We start from the raw sequence: 18,940 nt of genomic DNA on the forward strand, positions 1-18,940 counted from the left end.
GCGGAAGGGGATGCGTAAAGGGATGCGGAGGGATCAGGAGGGCAGGGCCGCCGCGAGCAGCTCCGCCAGGGCGGCGCTGTGCGGGGGGTCCACCAGGTCGTGGTGGTTGCCCGGGGCCGCGGCCCGTACGACGGCGCCCGCCGTGCGCGGCCGCCACCGCTCCGGGTCCACCAGCGGCGTCGCCAGCTCGAGGTGGCGCTCGTCGACGGTGAACAGGTGCAGGTCGACACCGAGTACGGCGTCGGTGCGGTAGACGGCGGAGGCCGTCCCGTTCGCCTCGGCGACCCGCAGCAGCCTGCGCAGGGCCTCCGTGGGGGAGGTGCGGGGGAGGCTGCCCTCCTCGCGGCCCCGGCGCACCAGGACGTCGAGCAGCTCCTCCTCGTCCAGTTCGCGGGCCGCGCCCGCGTCGAGCCCGGCGGCGATGCCGTACCGCAGCAGGTCCGGATCGACCGGCCCCGGGGCCGCGTCGGGACCGGCGGTGGCGGGGGTCGTGCCCGGCGCGGCGGCGTCGATCAGGCCGAGGAAGGCGACCTCCTCACCGACGGCCTCCAACCGGGCGGCCATCTCGTAGGCGACCGTACCGCCGAAGGACCAGCCGGCCAGCAGGTACGGGCCGTGCGGCTGCTCCTCGCGCAGGGCCGCCAGATAGCGCTCGGCCATCTCGGGCACCCGCTCCAGCGGGGTCTCGTCGGTGTTGTAGCCCACCGACTCCAGGCCGAGGACCCGTCGGGCGCCCCCGGTCCGGGCGGCCAGGTCCCGCACCAGGTCGCGGTAGCAGACGACGTCGCCGCCCCGCGGGTGGACGAGGACCAGCGGCGGCCGGGACGGGTCGCCGTCGGCCAGCGGGACCAGCAGTCTCGCGGCGATCGCCCCGGCCTCCGGCAACGCCTCGCACAGCAGCTCCACGGTGCGCCGGCGGAACACCATGTTCAGCGGCAGCTCCACCCCGAACTCCCGGCGCACGGCCGCCATCAGCGCGAACGCCTTCAGCGAGTGCCCGCCGAGGGAGAAGAAGTCGTCGCGGACCCCGATCGGGGCCGTTCCGAGGGTTTGTTCCCACAGCCGCGCCATCCGCAGCTCGGTCGTGTCGCGCGGGGCGACCCGCCCGGCTCCGTCGCCGCGTGCCGCGTCCGCCGAGGGAGCGGGCAGCGCCTTGCGGTCGAGCTTGCCGTTCGGGGTGAGCGGGAGCCGTTCCAGCGCGGAGAGGACGGCCGGGACCATGTATTCGGGCAGGTCCCGGCGCAGGAAGTCGCCGAGCTCCCGCAGGTCCCCCTCCTCGTCGCGCCAGGTCACGTAGCCGGCCAGGACGGCATCCACCCCCGTGCCGTGGACGGCCACCGCCGCCGCCAGCACCCGTGGGTGACGGCCGAGCGCGGCCTCGATCTCGCCGAGCTCCATCCGGTGGCCGCGCACCTTCACCTGGCCGTCGGCCCGACCTCGGTACTCCAGGGTGCCGTCCGCGAGGCGTCGTACGAGGTCACCGGTGCGGTACAGACGTCCGCCCGCCGTGTACGGGTCGGGCACGAACCGGTCGGCGGTCAGCGCGGGCCTGCCGTGGTAGCCGCGGGCCACCCCGTCACCGCCGATGAACAGCTCGCCGAACACGCCGACGGGCACCGGGCGCAGGCCCGGGTCCAACACGTGCAGCCGGGTGTTGGCCAGCGCCGAGCCGATGGGCACCGGCCCTTCGCCGACGGGAGCGGACAGCGCGTGCGCCGTGGACCACACCGTGGTCTCGGTGGGCCCGTACACGTTCCACACGGTGCCCAGCGCCGTGCGCAGTCGCTCCGCCAGGGCGGCCGGCAGCGCCTCGCCGCCGCACAGCGCCCGGAGGTGGGGCGCCTGCCAGCCGGACTCCATCAGCTGGTGCCAGGTGGCCGGGGTGGCCTGCACCACCGTGACGGCCGCCGAGTCCAGCTCCTTCGCGAGCAGGGCGCCGTCCCGCGCGGTCTCCCGGTCGACGACCCGCACGGTGGCCCCGCACACGAGCGGGACCAGCAGCTCCAGCACCGCGATGTCGAAGGAGGCGGTGGTGAGCGCCGCGACCGTGTCACCGGCCGTCAGCTCCAGCCTGCGCACCATGTCCCGGGCGAAGTTGGCCAGCGCCCGGTGCGGGACGGTGACCCCCTTCGGGCGCCCCGTCGAGCCCGAGGTGTAGAGGGCGTACGCCAGGTGCTCCGGGTCCAGGCGCACGGGTGTGAAGTCGGCGCCGCCTCCGGTCGCGTGCCCGCGCGGGGCGTCCTCGGGCCGAGCGTTCTCGGGCAGCGCGTCCTCGGCCAGGGCGTCGAGGTCCAGCACGGTGACCCCGTCCGGTGCCCGCACGGTGTCGGGCGCGCCCGACACCACCAGCACCCGGGCACCGCTGTCCGCGAGCATGTAGCCGATCCGGTCGGCCGGGTAGCCGGGGTCGACGGGCACGTACAGGCCGCCGGAGCGCAGTACGCCGAGCAGCGCGGCCGGCAGCAGCACGGAGCGTTCCGCGCAGACGGCCACCGCCGTGTCCGGGCCCACGCCCAGCCGGGCGAGCTGCCCGGCCAGCCGGCCCGACACCTCCCACAGCCCGGCGTACGTCAGGACGCGCGTCCCGTCGTCCACGGCCGTGGCCCGGGGGGTACGGGCGGTCTGCTCGCCGACGAGCAGGTGCAGGGGCCGCTCCGCCGCCGGCTCGGCGACGCCGTTGCCCGCGCGCAGGATCCGCCGCTCCTCGGCCGCGCCCATCAGGGGCAGTGCGCGCAGCGGGGTCGTGGGGTCGGCCACCGCGGCCGTGAGCAGTTCGGTCAGGGCGGAGGTCATCCGCTCGACGGTCTCCCGGTCGAAGAGGTCGGTGGCGAACACGGCCTCGCCGCGCAGTGCGCCCGCCTCCTCGACGAAGTAGAGGGAGAGGTCGAACTTCGACGCTCCGCTGGCCAGCGAGAGCGGTTCGACGGCCAACCCGGCCGGCGCGGGCGGCGCGCCTGCCTCCTCGTCGAGCACCAGCATCACCTGGAACAGCGGGTTGCGGCTCAGGTCGCGCTCCGGCCGGACCTCCTCCACCAGCCGCTCGAACGGCACCTCCTGGTGGGCGTACGCCCCCAGGGCCGTCTCGCGGGCCCGCCCCAGCAGCTCGCCGAAGCCGGGATCCCCGGACAGGTCGGTGCGCAGCACCAGGTTGTTGACGAAGAAGCCGATGAGCGGCTCCAGTTCGGCCCGGTCGCGGCCCGCGATGGGCGATCCCACCGCCACGTCCTCGGTACCCGACCAGCGGGCCAGGAGGGCCTGGAAGCCGGCCAGGAGCACCATGAAGAGGGTCGCGTCGTGCCGTCGTCCCAGGTCGCGCAGGCCGCGCAGCAGGGGCTCGGGCAGGACGAAGGGGAACTGTTCGCCGCGTCCCGAGGGGCCGGCCGGCCGGGGCCGGTCGGTGGGCAGGTCCAGCGGGGCGAGCCCGCCGAGCCGCTCGCGCCAGTAGGCCAGGGTGTCGCCGAGCGCGTCACCGCCGAGCCGATCGCGCTGCCAGGCGGCGAACTCGCGGTACGAAACGGCGAGTTCGGGGAGGGGTTCGGCGCCGTCGACGGTGCGCGTCCGGTAGGCGGCGAAGAACTCCCGCCAGAACACGCCCACCGACCACCCGTCGAAGGCGATGTGGTGGGCGACGATGACGAGGAGGTGCTCCCGCGCCGCGATCCGCACCAGCCGCGCCCGCATCGGGCCCGCGGCCGCCAGGTCGAAGGGCAGCGCGGCGTCCTCGGCCGCGAGCTCCAGGGCCCGCTGTCCGGCGGTGTCGGCCGGCAGGTGCGACAGGTCGGTGAACGCGGGGGCGAACATCCCGGCCGGACCGGGCACGACGCGGGCCGCGCCGAGGTCCGAGCCGAGGTCCGCGCCGATTCCCGAGCGGCCCCTCGCGCCGGTCCCGTCGCCGTTCTCCTCCCCGTTCTCCTCGATCCGTGAGCGCAGCACCTCGTGCCGGGCGACGACGTCCTCCAAGGCGCCCAGCGCCGCGGCGGCGTCGAGTTCCCCCTCCAGCCGTACCGCTCCGGGCATGTTGTAGTCGGGCCGGCCCGGCTGGAGCCGGTCCAGCAGCCACAGCCGCTGCTGTCCGAAGGACAGCGGGCCGGGTCCCTCGGGCAGTGCGGGGATCGTCGCGCCCGCCCCCGTCCCGGCCGCGCCCAGGGCGGCGAGCGCCCGGGCGAGGTCCTCGGCCACCGGGTGGCGGAAGAGCAGCTGCATCGGAATGTCCAGCCCCAACAGGGCGCGGAGCCGGGAGACGACCCGGGTGGCGCGCAGGGAGTGTCCGCCGCGTTCGAAGAAGTGGTCCCGGGCGCCGATGGGGCCTTCGCCGAGCACCTCTTCCCAGACCTCGGCGACCGTCCGCTCCAGCGGGGTGCGCGGGGCCACGTGGGCCCGGAGTCCGCCGCCCGTGCCGGGGCCCGGCGCGGGCAGGGCCCTGCGGTCGGTCTTCCCGTTCGGGGTCAGCGGCAGCGCGTCCAGCACCACCAGCGCGGAGGGCACCATCGCCGCCGGCAGGGCGGCGCGTACGAAGTCCAGGACGGCGGCCGGATCTCCGCTCCCGTCCCGCCACACCACGTACCCGGCGAGCAGCCGGTCGGCGCCCTCGCCGTGCGCGGCGGCGACGGCCCGTGCGACATCGGGATGGCGCAGCAACGCCGCCTCGACCTCGCCGAGTTCGATCCGGTGGCCGCGCACCTTGACCTGGTTGTCGCGGCGGCCGTGGAACTCCAGCACCCCGTCGGAGCGCAGCCGCGCGAGGTCGCCGGTGCGGTACATGCGCGAGCCGGGCGGACCGTAGGGGTCCGGCGGGTAGGCCTCGGCGGTGCGGGCCGGATCGCCGAGGTAGCCGCGGGCCACCCCGCGTCCGGCGATGAACAGCTCGCCGACCGCGCCCCGGGGCAGCGGTTCGAGGTGTTCGCCGAGCACGAGCACCCGGGCGCCGGGCAGCGGTCGCCCGATGGGGATGCGGCCCGCCTCGATGTCGGCGTCCGTCACCACGTGGTAGGTGGTCGTGTTGGTGCACTCCGTCGGGCCGTACTGGTTGACCAGCCGCAGCCGGCCGGGCGTGCCCAGGGTGTGCGCGGCGCGGGCCAGGCCGGCCGTCAGCGCCTCGCCGGTGGTCATCACCAGCCGCAGCGCCGGGGCGGGCCCCGGGGCGGCGGCGACCAGCGGCTCCAGCATGGACGGGACGATCGACAGCAGCGCCGTCACGCCCTCCCCGTGCAACAGCCGGGCCAGCGCGTCGGGGTCCCCGGCCTCGTCCTGCGAGGCCAGTACGATCCGCCCGCCGGTGGTCAGCGGGGCGAACAGGTCGCGCACCGAAGGGTCGAAGGTCAACGCCGTACGGGCGAGCACGGCGTCGTCCGGGCCGAGGTCGAAGGTGGAGGTCAGGGCCGCCAGGTAGCCGGTGATCGCCGCGTGCGACACCGCCACGCCCTTGGGGCGGCCGGTGGACCCGGAGGTGTAGAGCAGGTAGGCGAGGTGCGCCGGCGAGGCGGGGGCGGCCGGCTCCGTCGCGGGCTCGGCGTCGATCAGGTGCCGCTCGGCGTCCAGGTCCAGGACCGGCAGGGAACCGGCCAGGCCCGCCGTCAGTCCGCCGGGCAGGCCCGCCGTCAGCACCAGGTGGGCGCCGCTGTCGGCGAGGACGGTGCGGACCCGGTCGGCCGGGTGCCCCGCGTCGACGGGGACATAGGCGCCACCGGCCTTGAGCACGGCCAGGACGCAGAGCAGCATGCGCGGGTCGCGGCCCGCCATGACGGCCACGGTGGTCTCCGGGCCGGTCCCCGCGCGGCGCAGCCGGTGGGCCAGCCGGTTGGCGGCCGCGTCGAGCTCCGCGTAGGTGGTGGAGCGGCCCTCGCAAGTCACGGCGGGGGCGTCCGGCCGCAGCCGGGCCTGCTCCGCCACCAGGGAGTGCAGGGTCCGGGCGGCGGGCCGGTCCGCCCGGGGCGCCGGCTCCTCCCCGAGGAGGGCGGCGTGCTCCTCCGGGGACAGCACGTCCAGCCGTGACAGCGGCGCGTCGGGGGTCTCGGCCGCGCCGGCCAGCAGCCGCAGGTAGTGCGCGCCGAACCGCTCGACCGTGGCCCGGTCGAAGAGGTCGGTCGCGTACTGCACGGTGCCGGTCAGCCCGCCGGGGTGTTCCGTCATCGCGAGGCTGAGGTCGAACTTGGCCGTCCCGTTGGAGGTGTCGAGGCTCTCGACCTCCACTCCGTCCAGCGGCAGGGAGTCGAGCTGCTCGGGGTGGAGCTGGAACAGCACGTCGAAGAGCGGATTGCGGCTGAGGTCGCGCTCCGGCCGCAGCTCCTCCACCAGTCGGTCGAAGGGGACGTCCTGGTGCTCGTACGCCGCCAGCGCCGTGCGGCGCACCCGCCCCAGCAGTTCGTCGAAGTCCGGGTCGCCGGACAGGTCGGTGCGCAGGACGAGGGTGTTGACGAAGAAGCCGATGAGCGGCTCCAGTTCGGTGCGGTCGCGGCCCGCGATGGGGGAGCCCACCGCGATGTCGACCTGGCTCGTGTAGCGGGCCAGGAGGGCCTGGAAGCCGGCAAGGAGCACCATGAACAGGGTCGCCCCGCGCTCGCGGGCCAGAGCGCCGAGGCGCTGTGCCAGCTCCGCCGGGACCTCGAAGACGAAGGCGTCGCCCGCGCCGGAGCGCACCTGCGGCCGGGGCCGGTCGGTGGGCAGCTCCAGCGCCGGCAGCCCGCCCAGGGCGCCGCGCCAGTACGCGATCCCGGCGTCGGCCCCGCCGTCGGCCAGACGGCGCTGCTGCCAGTACGCGAAGTCGCCGTACTGGACGGGCAGTTCGGGAAGCTCGGGGCGTCGGCCGCGGCGCAGCGCCGCGTAGGCCCCGGACAGCTCCCGCCACAGCACCGGCATCGACCAGCCGTCGCCGACGGTGTGGTGCAGCACCAGCACGAGGAGGTGCTCCTCGTCCGTGACCCGCACCACGCGGGCCCGCATCAGGGGCGCGGTCGCGAGGTCGAAGGGGGCGGCGGCGTCCGCGTGGGCCAGGCCCAGCGCCCGCGAGCGGGCCTCCGCGCGGGGCAGGTCCCCCAGGTCGGTGCGCAGGGGCGCGAAGGCCTCCGGCGCCTCCACGGTCTGTACGGGACCCTCCGGGCCCTCGACGACGCGCGAGCGCAGCACCTCGTGCCGGGTCACCACCGCACACAGCGCGGCGGCCAGCGCGTCGGCGTCGAGCGGACCCCGCAGGCGGGCGGCGACGGGGATGTTGTAGTCGGGCCGGCCGGGCTGGAGCTGGTCCAGGAACCACAGCCGCTGCTGCGCGAAGGACAGCGGAGCGTCCGCTCCGGCCGGGCGGGCGCCGATCGCGGCGAGTTCCGTCGCGCGGGCCGTGCCGTCCGCGCCGTCGGCGCGCAGGGCGTCCAGCGCCGCCGCGAACCGCTCCAGCGTGGGGTGCTCGAACAGCAGCCGCAGCGGCACCCCCGTGCCCAGGCGGGCGCCGAGCCGGGAGACGGCGCGGGTGGCCCGCAGGGAGTGCCCGCCGAGGGCGAAGAAGTCGTCGTGGCGGCCGATCCGGCCGGTGCCCAGCACCTCGCTCCACACGGTCGCGGCGAGTTCCTCCGCCGCGGTCGCCGGTGCGGTGAACTCGGCCCGGCTCACCCCCTCCTCGGGCGGAGCGGGCAGCGCCCGCCGGTCCAGCTTGCCGTTCGGGGTCACCGGCAGCGCGTCGAGCGCGACGATCGCCGAGGGCAGCATGTACGCGGGCAGCCGCGCGGCGAGGGCCCGCCGCAGCTCGGCCGGTTCCGCGAGGAGGCCGTCGGCGGCCACCACGTAGGCCACGAGGCGCTGCTCGCCGGGGGTGTCCTCGCGGACCACCACGGTGGCGTGCCCGATTTGCGGGAGTCGGGCCAACTCGGCCTCGATCTCGCCGGGTTCGATGCGGTGACCGCGGATCTTGACCTGCTGGTCGGCGCGGCCGAGGTAGTCGACGGCGCCGTCGGGGCGTCGGCGGGCCAGGTCGCCCGTCCGGTACATCCGGGCGCCCGGCGCGCCGTACGGGTCGGCGGTGAACTGCTGCGCGGTCAGCCCGGGTCGGCCGAGGTAGCCCCGGGCCACGCCGGTGCCGCCCACGCACAGCTCGCCGACGGCGCCCTCCGGCACCGGGCGCCCGAGCGGGTCCAGGACATACAGGCGGGTGTCGTCCAGGGCGGCGCCGATGGGGACGCGGCCGTCCACGACGGCGCCCGTACGGGGGTCGAGCCGGTGGCGGGTGGCGAAGGTGGTCGTCTCGGTCGGCCCGTAGACGTTGACCAGGACGGTGTCGGGGGCCTGCTCCAGGGCCCGGCCGAAGGAGTGCGGGGAGGCGGCCTCGCCGCCCGTCCACACCTCCCGCACCCGGGTCAGGAGCTCCACGCACTCCTCGACCACCAGGTTGAACAGGGCGGCCGTGAGGAAGAGCGAGGTGATCCGGTGCTCGTCGACCAGGCGGGTCAGCGCCGCCGTGTCGATCCGGCCGGGCTGCGCCATGACCACCTGGCCGCCGGAGAGCAGCGGCACCCACAGCTCGTAGGTGGAGGCGTCGAAGGACAGCGGGGAGTGGGCCAGCACCCGCCGGTGCGCGGCGCCGAAGGCGGCGTCCCGGGCGAGCGCCGCGACGTTGGCGTGCGTGACGCCGATGCCCTTCGGCTCGCCGGTGGAGCCGGAGGTGTACATCACGTACGCCAACTGCTCCGGCGCGCAGGGCACGGCCGCCGGGGCGCCGTCGGCGGGGGCCTCGACCGGGGCGGTCGCGTCGAGCACCGGGACGGGCGAGGTGCGGACGGCCTCGTGGCCGGCGGTCGCCGGGTCGGTCAGCAGCAGCAGGGCGCCGGTCCGCTCCACCATCCAGTGCAGCCGGGCGACGGGGAACCCCTCGCCGAGGGGCACGTAGAGCCCGCCGGCCCGCAGGACGGCCAGGATCGCCACCGGGAGGTGGACCGAGCGCTCCATCAGCAGGGCGACGGGGGATTCGCGGACCACCCCGGCATCGATCAGCCGGGCCGCCAACGCGGCGGAACGGGCGTCGAGTTCGGCGTAGGTGAGGCGCTCCTCGCCGCAGACCACGGCCTCGGCGCCGGGGGCGCTCCGCACCTGCTCGGCGAACAGGTCCACCAGGGTGGCCGGGGCGAGGTCCGGGCGGACCGCGCCGTGGCCCTCGGCCGTGAGCCGGGCCGCCGTCCGGCCGGAGGGCAGCAGCTCGGCCAGCGGGCGGTCGGGCTCCTCGGCGGCGGACGCCAGCAGCTCCAGGTAGTGGCCCAGGAGCAGTTGGGCCGTGGCCCGGTCGAAGAGGTCGGTGTCGAAGACGAGGGAACCGGAGCAGGCGTCGGCGCCCTCGGAGACGAAGACGCTCAGGTCGAACAGGGAACCGCCGAAGTCGGTCCGCACGGCCCGCGCCTCCAGGCCCGGCAGCCGCAGCGCGGCCGTCTCGTCCTGCGCCGAAGCGAACATCACCTGCACGAGGGGGTTGCGGTCTCCGACGCGCTCGGGACGCAGGTGCTCCACCAGCCGGTCGAAGGGCACCTCCTGGTGGTCGTACGCGTCGACCGTCGTCCGGCGGACCCGGCCCAACAGCTCGCGGAAGCCCACCTCGCCCGACAGGTCGGCCCGCAGCACCACGGTGTTGACGAAGAACCCGACGAGGGGCTCCAGCTCCACCCGGTCGCGCCCGGCCACCGGGGTGCCGACGGCGACGTCCGTGGCGCCGGAGTAGCGGGCCAGGGTGGCCTGGAATCCGGCCAGGAGCGTCATGAAGAGGGTGGCGCCGCCGCCCTCGGCGATCCGCCGCAGCCGGGCCGTGAGGCGCGCGTCGAGGGTGAAGTCCAGGCTCGCGCCGTCGCCGCTGCGCCGGGTGGGGCGGGGTCGGTCGGCGGGCAGTTCGAGCGGCTCCAGTCCCGCGAGGGACTTCTCCCACCAGCGCAGCTGTCCGTCCATCGCACCGGAGGCGAAGCGGTCGCGCTGGGTGCGGGCGTACGTCTGGTAGTCGAGCGGGAGCGGCGCCCGGGTGGGGGGCCGGTCCGCGAGGAGGGCCGCGTAGCCCTCGGACAGCTCCTGCCAGAGCAGGCCCATGGACCAGCCGTCGGTGGCGATGTGGTGGACCACCAGCACCAACAGGTGGTCCTCGGCGCCGAGTCTGATCAGCAGGGCGCGCAGCAGCGGGCCGCCGGCCAGGTCGAAGGGCTTGCGGACCTCCTCGCGGGCCAGGCCGTGGGCCCGCTCCTCCAACTCGGCGAGGGGGCCGCCGCCCAGGTCCAACAGCGGCAGCGCGACGGCCGTCGGCGCGGGCAGCACCACCGGGTGCGGGGCTCCGTCGCGCTCCTCGAAGACGGTGCGCAGCGGTGCGTGGCGGGCCACGACGGCCGTCAGGCTCCGGCGCAGCAGGTCCGCCCGGACGGGGCCGCGCAGCCGTACGACCTCGGGGATCGCGTAACCGGGGGTGCCGTCCGCCATGCGGTCCACCAGCCACATCCGCTCCTGGGCGAACGAGGCGACGGGTTCGGCGTCCGGCCCGCCGGCGGTGGTGTCGGTGGTGTCGGTCGAGGCGGCCGAGTCGTCCAGCGCGGCGCGCACCCGGCGGCGCAGCAGCTCGCGGGCGGCGGCCAACTTGCTGTCCACGCCGGCCGGCAGGCTCTCCTGGGTGGTCACGAGGTCTCCTGAAGTACGAGTGAGGGAACGGCGTCATCGGACGCGGGGGAGGGGGCGGAGCGTTCGGTCGGGTCGGCGCCGGCCGGCAGGTCGGTGCCCGCGGGCGGGTCGATGCCGGCGGCGTCCTCGCCGAACGGGTCCTGCTCGGACTCCAGTTCGGCCAGCAGGGCCGTTTCGACGGCGACGGCCAGGGCGGCGACGGTCCGCTCTTCGAAGAGGGTGTGCAGGGGCAGGTCCAGGCCCAGGGACTGGCGCAGCCGGGCCGCGACCCGGGTGGCGCTCAGCGAGTGCCCCCTGAGGACGAAGAAGTCGTCGTGGCGGCCGATCCGCGGCGCGTCCAACACCGAGGCCCATACGACGGCCACCAGTTCCTCGGTCTCCCCGAGGGGCGGCTCGTAGCCGGCGGCCGGCGCCGAGGCGGGCGCCGGCAGAGCCCTGCGGTCGAGCTTGCCGTTGGCCGTCACGGGCAGGCCGTCGACGACCACCAGCACCGGCACCATGTACTCCGGGAGGGAGCGGGCCAGCTCGGCGCGCATCGCCTCCGGGTCCGGCGCGGCCCCGGCCTCCGGGACGACGTACCCGACGAGCCTGCGCTCGCCCGGGACGTCCTCGCGGACGACGACCGCGGCGCGCCCGACGCCGTGGAGGCGGCCGAGGGCCGTCTCGATCTCGCCGAGTTCGATCCGGAAGCCGTGGATCTTCACCTGGTCGTCGGTGCGGCCCAGGTACTCCACCGAGCCGTCGGCCCGGTGGCGGGCCAGGTCACCGGTCCGGTACATGCGCGAGCCCGGCGGGCCGAACGGGTCGAGCGGGAAGCGCTCGGCGGTCAGCGCGGGGCGCCGCAGGTAGCCGCGGGCCAGGCCGGCGCCCGCCAGGAACAGTTCCCCGGTCACGCCCACCAGGACGGGCCGTCCCCGCGGGTCGAGCACGTACAGGGAGGTGTTCCAGATCGGGCGGCCGATCGGGACGGGCCCGCCGTCCTCGCGCCGGCAGTCCCAGTGCGTGACGTCGACGGCCGCCTCCGTGGGCCCGTACAGGTTGTGCAGGGGCACGTCGAGCACATCGAGGAACCGGTTCTTCAGCTCCTCCGGCAGGGCCTCGCCGCTGCACACGACCCGGCGCAGCGACCGGCAGCCGGCCGCCCCCGGGTCCTCCACGAACGCCGCCAGCATCGACGGGACGAAGTGGACCGTGGTCACCTCCTCCTCCCGGATCACCCGGGTGAGGTAGGCGGGGTCCTTGTGGCCGCCCGGTTCGGCGACCACCAGGGTCGCGCCGGTGAGCAGCGGCCAGAAGAACTCCCACACCGACACGTCGAAGCCGAACGGGGTCTTCTGGAGCACCCGGTCGTCCGCGCCCAGCCCGTACCGGTCCTGCATCCACAGCAGCCGGTTGACGATGGCCGCGTGCTCCACGACGACGGCCTTGGGCCGCCCCGTCGACCCGGACGTGTAGATCACGTACGCGGGGTGCGAGGGCAGCGGCGCCGGCCCCACCGCACCGGCGCCCCCACCGTGGTCGGCCGCCGGGTCCAGCCGGGGCAGGCCCTCGGCGGCCGGCAGGGACCGTGCCACGTCCTCGCCGGCGAGGAGCAGCACGGGCTCGGCGTCGGACAGCAGGTAGGCGATCCGCTCCGCCGGGAGCGAGGGATCCACCGGCAGGTAGGCGGCGCCCGACTTCAGCACGGCCAGCAGCGAGACCACCATCTCCGCGGAGCGGTGCAGGGCCACCGCGACGATCCGCTCCGGACCGGCGCCCCGGGCCCGCAGCTCCCCGGCCAGCCGCTCAGCGCGGGCGTCGAGTTCGGCGTACGTCAGGCGCTCGCCCCGGAAGACGGTCGCCGGGGCGTCGGGCGTCCGGGCCGCCTGTCGCTCGAACAGTTCCACAAGCGTCGTGTCGGGCACCGGCACGCTGGTGTCGTTCCACTCCCGGATCAGGCGGTGCTGCTCCTCGGAGAGCAGGTCCACCTCCCCGACCGGGGTGGAGGGGGCGTCCGCGACGGCCGTCAGCAGCCGCTCCAGCGCCTCGCCCAGGCTGCGCGCCGTCCGCGCGTCGAGGACGTCCGCACGGTGGTCGAGGTGCAGCCGCAGCCGCTCCCCGGGCAGCACGATCAGGTTGACGGTGTAGTGGGTGGCGTCCGCGCCCTCCACCCCGGTCAGCCGGGGTCCGCCCGCCAGGTCCCGCATCGACTCCAGGTCGAGCGGGTAGTTCTCCACGACGACGGTGGTGTCGAAGAGGGTGCCCAGCCCCGCCGCCCGCTGGATGCCGGCGAGCCCGGTGTGCTGGTGGTCCATCAGCTCCGCCTGCTCGTCCTGGAACCGGGCGAGCGCGGCCAACAGCGGCTCGCCCTCCCGGATCCGGAACCGCACGGGCAGGGTGTTGATCAACAGCCCCACCATCTCCTCGATGCCCGCGACGTCCGCCGTCCGCCCGGAGACGGTCCCGCCGAACACCACGTCGTCGCGCCCGGTCACCCGGCCCAGCAGGACCGCCCAGACGCCCTGGACGACGCTGTTGAGGGTCACTCCGGCGGTGCGGGCCCGCGCGGTCAGCCGCGCCGTCAGCTCCGCCGACAGCTCCACCGAGGCCCGCTCGGGAAGCGCGTCGATCCGGTTCGGGTCGGCCGCGCCCAGCAGGGTCGGCTCCGCCAGACCGGCCAGCGCGGCGCTCCACGCCGCCGCGGCGGCCACGTGGTCCCGGCGGGACAGCCAGTCGAGGTGCGAGCGGTGCGCGACCCCCTCCACGACCGGACCGGGCTGCCCGGGGCCGGCGCACTCGGCGTACCCGGTCAGCAGGTCGCGCAGCAGCACCGCCGAGGACCAGCCGTCCCACACGATGTGGTGGTTCGTCATGACCAGCCGGTGCCGCGTCCCGTCCAAGCGCACCAGGGTGAAGCGCACCAGCGGCGGTCGCTCCAGGTCGAAGCGGAGGGCCCGGTCGACGGCGAGGAGCCGCTCCCACTCCCGCTGCCGGTCGGCCGACCCGAGACCGCTCAGGTCCACCGCCTCCCACGGTGCCGCGACGGATTCGACGACCACCTGTACGGGGCCGTCCAGCCCCTGGTCGGTGAAGGCGGAGCGCAGCGCCGGGTGGCGGCGCAGCAGCCGCTCGCACGCTGTCCGCAGGGTGCCCGCGTCCAGCGGGCCGTCCAGCGTCAGGACGATCTGGCCCGTGTAGGCGTCCATCGCGCCCGTGTCGAAGGCGGAGTGGAAGAACAGGCCCTCCTGGAGCGGGGAGAGCGGCAGCACGTCCGCGAGCCCGGTGTGGCGGGCGCCCAGCGCGTCCGTCTCGGCCCGGGTCAGCTCGACCAGCGGCAGGTCGCGGGGGGTGAGACGGCGCGGGCGGGCGGCGCCCGTCCAGGTCGCCAGCAGCCGCAGCGCCTCGCCCCAGGCCTCGACGAGGGCGTCCGCCTCGGCGGCGTCGAGGAGCTCGCGGGGATGGGTGACCACCGCGGTGAACGAGGGACCGTCGGCGCCGTCCACGGCCATGGCGTCGATCTGTAGGGCGTGCTCGACGGGCATCGCCGGATCCACCTCGGCCCGCAGACCGCCGGCCTCGGGGGCGGGACCCCAGGCGACCCCGTCAGCGCCGGAGAACCGGCCCAGGTAGTTGAACAGCAGCCGGGGCCGGGCCGGTTCGGCCAGTACGGCGGCGGTGTCCGGGTTGAGCCGGCTCAGCAGCCCGAAGCCCGTGCCGTGGTCCGGCACCGAGGCGACGGCGGAGTGGATCCGCCCGACCAGCTCGGCGAGGGCCTCGCCGCCCCGGGCCGCCGCGTCCAGGTCGAGGCCGTCCAGGTCGAAACGGACCGGGTACTGGGTGGTGAACCAGCCCACGGTGCGCGCCAGGTCGTGACGGCCGTCGCGATCGGCGCGGCCGTGACCCTCCAGGTCGACCAGCAGCGGTCCGGCGGAGGTACCGGGGGAGCGGACCCGGTGCGCCGCGAGGACCAGGCCCGCGAGCAGCACCTCGGCCGGTCCGGTGCGCAGCGCGCCGGGCACCCGGGCCAGCAGCGGGCCCGCCACCTCGACGGGCAGGTCGAGGGTCAGCGTACGGGTGGCACCGGCGGTGTCCCGTGCCGGATCCGGGACCCGGTTCCACGGCGCCCGCGCCGCCGGCCCGGCGCCGAGGGGCTCCAGCGCGGCCTGCCAGAAGGGGAGTTCGGCGAGCACCTCGGGGGAGCGGGCCTGGAGTTCGAGGTGGTGCGCCCAGGCGCGGAAGGACACCGTTCCGTCCGCGGTCGGCGCCGGTCGCCCGGCCGTCAGGGCCTCCCAGGTCGCGGCCAGGTCGGCCGTCAGGATCCGCCAGGACACCCCGTCCACGGCCAAGTGGTGCACGCACAGCAGCAGTCGGTCCGGCGTACCGCCACCGGCGTCGAAGCGCACCGCCCGCAGCATCACCGAGGCGGCGGGATCGAGCTGCCCGGCCGCCTCCCGCGTCGCCCGGTCCACGACGGCGGTCCGGGCGGCCTCGTCCAGGCCCGCCACCCCGACGGTGCGGTACAGCCGGGACACGTCGACCGAGCCGGGCTCGCCGACCGCGCACAGCGGGCCCCCGTCACCGGCGACCACACCGAGGCGGAGCGCCCCGTGCCGGTCCACGACCGACTGCAGGACGCGTACGACCGTCGCGTCGTCCGCGCCGACCGGCAGCGCCAGCACCATGGACTGGCTGAACCGGCCGATCGGGCCCGGGCCGTCCAGGAGCCACCGCATGATCGGCGTCGCGGGGAGCGGCCCGCACTCCTCGACGCTCGGACCGGCGACCTCGGACGCGGTACGGCCCGGCTCGCCGACGGCCGCGGCGAGCGCGGCGGCCGTCTTGTGCGCGAACACCTCGCGCAGGGTGAAGGAGAAGCCGCGCGCCCGCGCCCGGCTGGTGAGGGTCAGGGCGGTGATGCTGTCGCCGCCCAGCTCGAAGAAGTTGTCGTCCGGCCCGGCGGTGACCCCGAGGGCCTCGGAGAAGAGCGCCGCGAGGGCCCGCTCGGCGGCGGTGTACGGCCGCTCGGGGTGCTGCGGACGGGCCGCGGCCTCGGGTACGGACAACCGGGCGCGGTCCACCTTGCCGCCCGCGGTGAGCGGCAGCCGCTCCAGCGTCACGAAGGTCCGGGGCACCATGTACCCCGGCAGCAGCCTGCCCAACTCGGCCGCCAGCAGACCCGGTTCGGGCGCGGTGCCGCCGTTCGGCGGGGCCACGAAGGCGACCAGCCGTCGCGTTCCGCCCGCCGGCGCGTGCACGACGACCGCGGCCTGTCCCACCGAGGGCAGCCGGCCGAGCACCGCCTCGATCTCGCCCAACTCGATCCGGTGACCGTTGATCTTGACCTGTCGGTCGACCCGCCCGACGAACTCCAGTTCGCCCCGCGCCGACCAGCGCACGAGGTCGCCCGTCCGGTACATCCGGGCGCCCGGCACACCGTGGAAGGGGTCGGGCACGAAGCGGTCGGCCGTCATGGCGGCGCGCCCCGCGTACCCCCGGGCCAGTCCGGCGCCGGCCACGCACAGCTCGCCCGTCGCTCCCGGCGGCAGCAGCCGCAGGCCCCGGTCCACCACGTAGGCGCGGTGGTTGGCCATCGGCCGCCCGATCGGGGGGATCCGGCCGTGCGAGGGCGGCGAGACCCGGTGCATGGTGACGGACACCGCGGCCTCGGTGGGCCCGTACGCGTTCCACACCTCGCGGCCCCCCGTCGCCCAGCGGTCGACGGCGTCCCCCGAGGGAGCTTCGCCGCCTGTGGACAGGAAGCGCAGCGCGGGCAGGCCGGCCGGGTCCAGCAGCGGCAGGAGCGCCGGCGGCAGGTCGGCGACCGTCACCGCGTGCCCGGCGAGCAGCGCCTGGAGCCGGTCGACGTCGACCCGCTCGGCGTCGGTGGCGAGGACCAGGGTGGATCCGCTCAGCAGGGCGCCGAAGACGTCCAGCACCGACACGTCGAAGGACAGTGAGGCGAAGCCGAGGAACCGCTCGGCGGCGGCGGACCCGCGGTCGCCGCCGAGGCCGCACAGGGCCAGGTGAGCGCGGACGAAGTCGACGGCCGCCTCGTGCGGGACCACCACGCCCTTGGGTTCGCCCGTGCTGCCCGAGGTGTACAGCAGGTAGGCGGCCGAAGCGGCCGGCACGCGCACGCCCTCACGGGCCTCACGGGCCTCACGGACGTCGAGGGGTTCGCGGACGTCGCCGATCTCCCGCGCGTCGCCGATCTCCCGCTCGTCACGGACGCCGTCGGGCGCCCGGCCCGGGTCCACCGCGGACGTCAGGTCGAGCGGCAGCCGGTCGCTGGTGGCGGGCCCGGCGACGACCGTACGCAGCCCGGCGTCGCGCACCACGTACGCGATCCGCTCCGGCGGCAGCCCGGGATCCAACGGCACGTAGCAGCCGCCCGCCTTCAGGACGCCGAGCAGCGCCGCCACCATCGCGGGTGAGCGCTCGACGCACACGCCGACCGGGGTACCGACCTCCACCTCCGGTGCGAGCCGGTCCGCGATGTCCTGGGCCCAGGCGTCCAGTTGTCGGTAGGAGACCTCCCGGCCGTCGCAGACCACGGCGACGGCGTCGGGGGTGCGCGCCGCCGCCTCCTCGAAGAGCGTGTGCAACAGCCCGCCCCGGGGAGCGGGGTCCACGACGCCCTCGCCGAAGGCGGCGAGGCGCTCCTCGTCCGCGGCGGTCAGGAACGGCAGCGAGTCGACCGGGGCCTCGGCGTCGGCTCCGGCCAGCGCGATCAGGAAGCGGGTGAACCGCACCCGCAGGGCGTCGAGTTCGTCGCGGTTCACATCGGCGGCGTCGCCCTCCGCCTGGACGGTCGGCGGGCTGTCCCCGCCCCGGTCGTAGACGTTGAGGGAGACGTGTTCCACCGGACCGACCGCGAGGTTGTGCGCGGTCGCGGGAGCGCCGGCGAAGGACAGCTCGTAGTCGAAGGACATCAGGTTGACCGCGGCGTCCCAGAGCCGGGGCCCGGCGCCGTCCGACCCGCCGGCGACGCCGTACTCCTCGATCCGGTAGCGCTGGTGGCGCAGGGCCTCCTTGATGCCGCCGGAGGTGGCGCGCACCAGCTCGCCGACCGTGGTGGTCCCGGTGACGGCCAGCCGCAGCGGCAGGACCTTGGAGAACATGCCGGGCGTGCGGCGGGCGTCGGGGGTGGTGCGGCCGGTGACCGGCAGGCCGAGGACCACGTCCTCGGTGCCGCCCGCACGGTGCAGATAGGCGGCGGACGCGGCCCCCACCAGCGCCGACCAGCGCGTCCCGTGCCGGCGCGCGGCCTCGCGCAGGGTGCGGGCGTCGGCGGGATCGAGTGCGCCGCTCACCCGCACCGTCGTGCCGGACGCGGGAGCGGGCGCGCTGCCGGTGAAGGAGACGGGCTCGGGGGCGCCGTCCAGCCGGGCCCGCCAGAACGCGCGGTCGTCGGCGAGCCGTTCGGAGCGGGCGTACTCCTCCTCACCGGCCACGATCCGCTCCCAGGGCGCCGCCTCGGGCGCCGGGACGGGGTCCCCCGCGACCAGCGCCGAGTACACCTCGGCGGTCCGCCGCGCGAGCATCGAGCCGGTGACCCCGTCCGCGACGAGGTGGTGGTAGCCCTGCATCCAGCGGTGGGTGTTCGGCCCGGTCCGGACGAGGAGGTACCGGCACACGTCTCCGGTCGCCGGGTCCGTCGGCCGGGCGAGTTCGGCGCGCATCAGCCGCTCGGACTCGGCGTCCGGGTCGGGCCGGCCGCTGACGTCGACCGTCTCCATCCGCACCGGCGGAGGTCCGGCGGGCATCTGGCACACCACCCCGTCCGCCTCCGCGAAGCGGACGCAGAGCGACTCGGTCCCGGCCACCGTCAGGCGCACCGCCTCGGCGAGAAGCTCCGGATCCACCGCCCCGCGGATCTCCAGGTACTCGCCGATGGTGTAGTCGAGGCGCGTGGGGTCGAGCTGCTGTGCGAACCAGACGCCGTTCTGCGGCGGGGTCAGGGGCAGCGGCCCGCGGTCGTGAGTGGCCATGCGGTGGTCAGTCTCCTCAGTCGGATCGGTCGATCAACGACGACGTGACGCCACTGTCCGTGACCGCCGGGCGGCCTCGAAAGTCCCACCAATACGCCTCTTGACGACCACCGTCCGCCTCGGAGAAATCCCCGGTACCGCGATCCCGTGACAGCCCGCGAGCCCGGGCGGGAGGAGACACCGCCGCACGCGAGCGGCCCGCGGCCGCCCGAGGGCGGTGCTCGACGCGGACGCCGCCGGGGTCGGCGGCGCCCGGACCTGTGCGGAGCACGACACACCAGGGGCACGCCTGACCGTCCCCGGGACGGCGGGAGGGCCTCCGCCCGGGTGGGGCGCGCGAGGACCGCGCG

Annotated in this window: 2 protein-coding genes; both read right to left on the reverse strand. The window is 76.0% G+C overall.

Translation table 11 applies throughout. From position 1 onward, the window contains the following. Window positions 1-33: 33 nt before the first annotated feature. Complete coding sequence (locus ACIOD1_RS07470; RefSeq protein WP_401900848.1) at window positions 34-10,620, reverse strand: amino acid adenylation domain-containing protein; 10,587 nt, start codon at window positions 10,618-10,620, stop codon at window positions 34-36. Then, on the reverse strand, window positions 10,617-18,590 hold the full coding sequence (locus ACIOD1_RS07475; RefSeq protein ID WP_401900850.1) for an amino acid adenylation domain-containing protein: 7,974 nt from the start codon (window positions 18,588-18,590) through the stop codon (window positions 10,617-10,619). The genes ACIOD1_RS07470 and ACIOD1_RS07475 overlap by 4 nt, the downstream gene beginning before the upstream one ends. Window positions 18,591-18,940: the final 350 nt, after the last annotated feature.

Origin of the sequence: Streptomyces sp. NPDC088097 (assembly GCF_044741845.1) — a bacterium.
Classification (GTDB): domain Bacteria; phylum Actinomycetota; class Actinomycetes; order Streptomycetales; family Streptomycetaceae; genus Streptomyces.

Excerpts from the sequence above, each read along its gene's own strand:
- ACIOD1_RS07475 (WP_401900850.1), bottom strand. The coding sequence starts at position 18,590 with ATGGCCACTCACGACCGCGGGCCGCTGCCCCTGACCCCGCCGCAGAAC.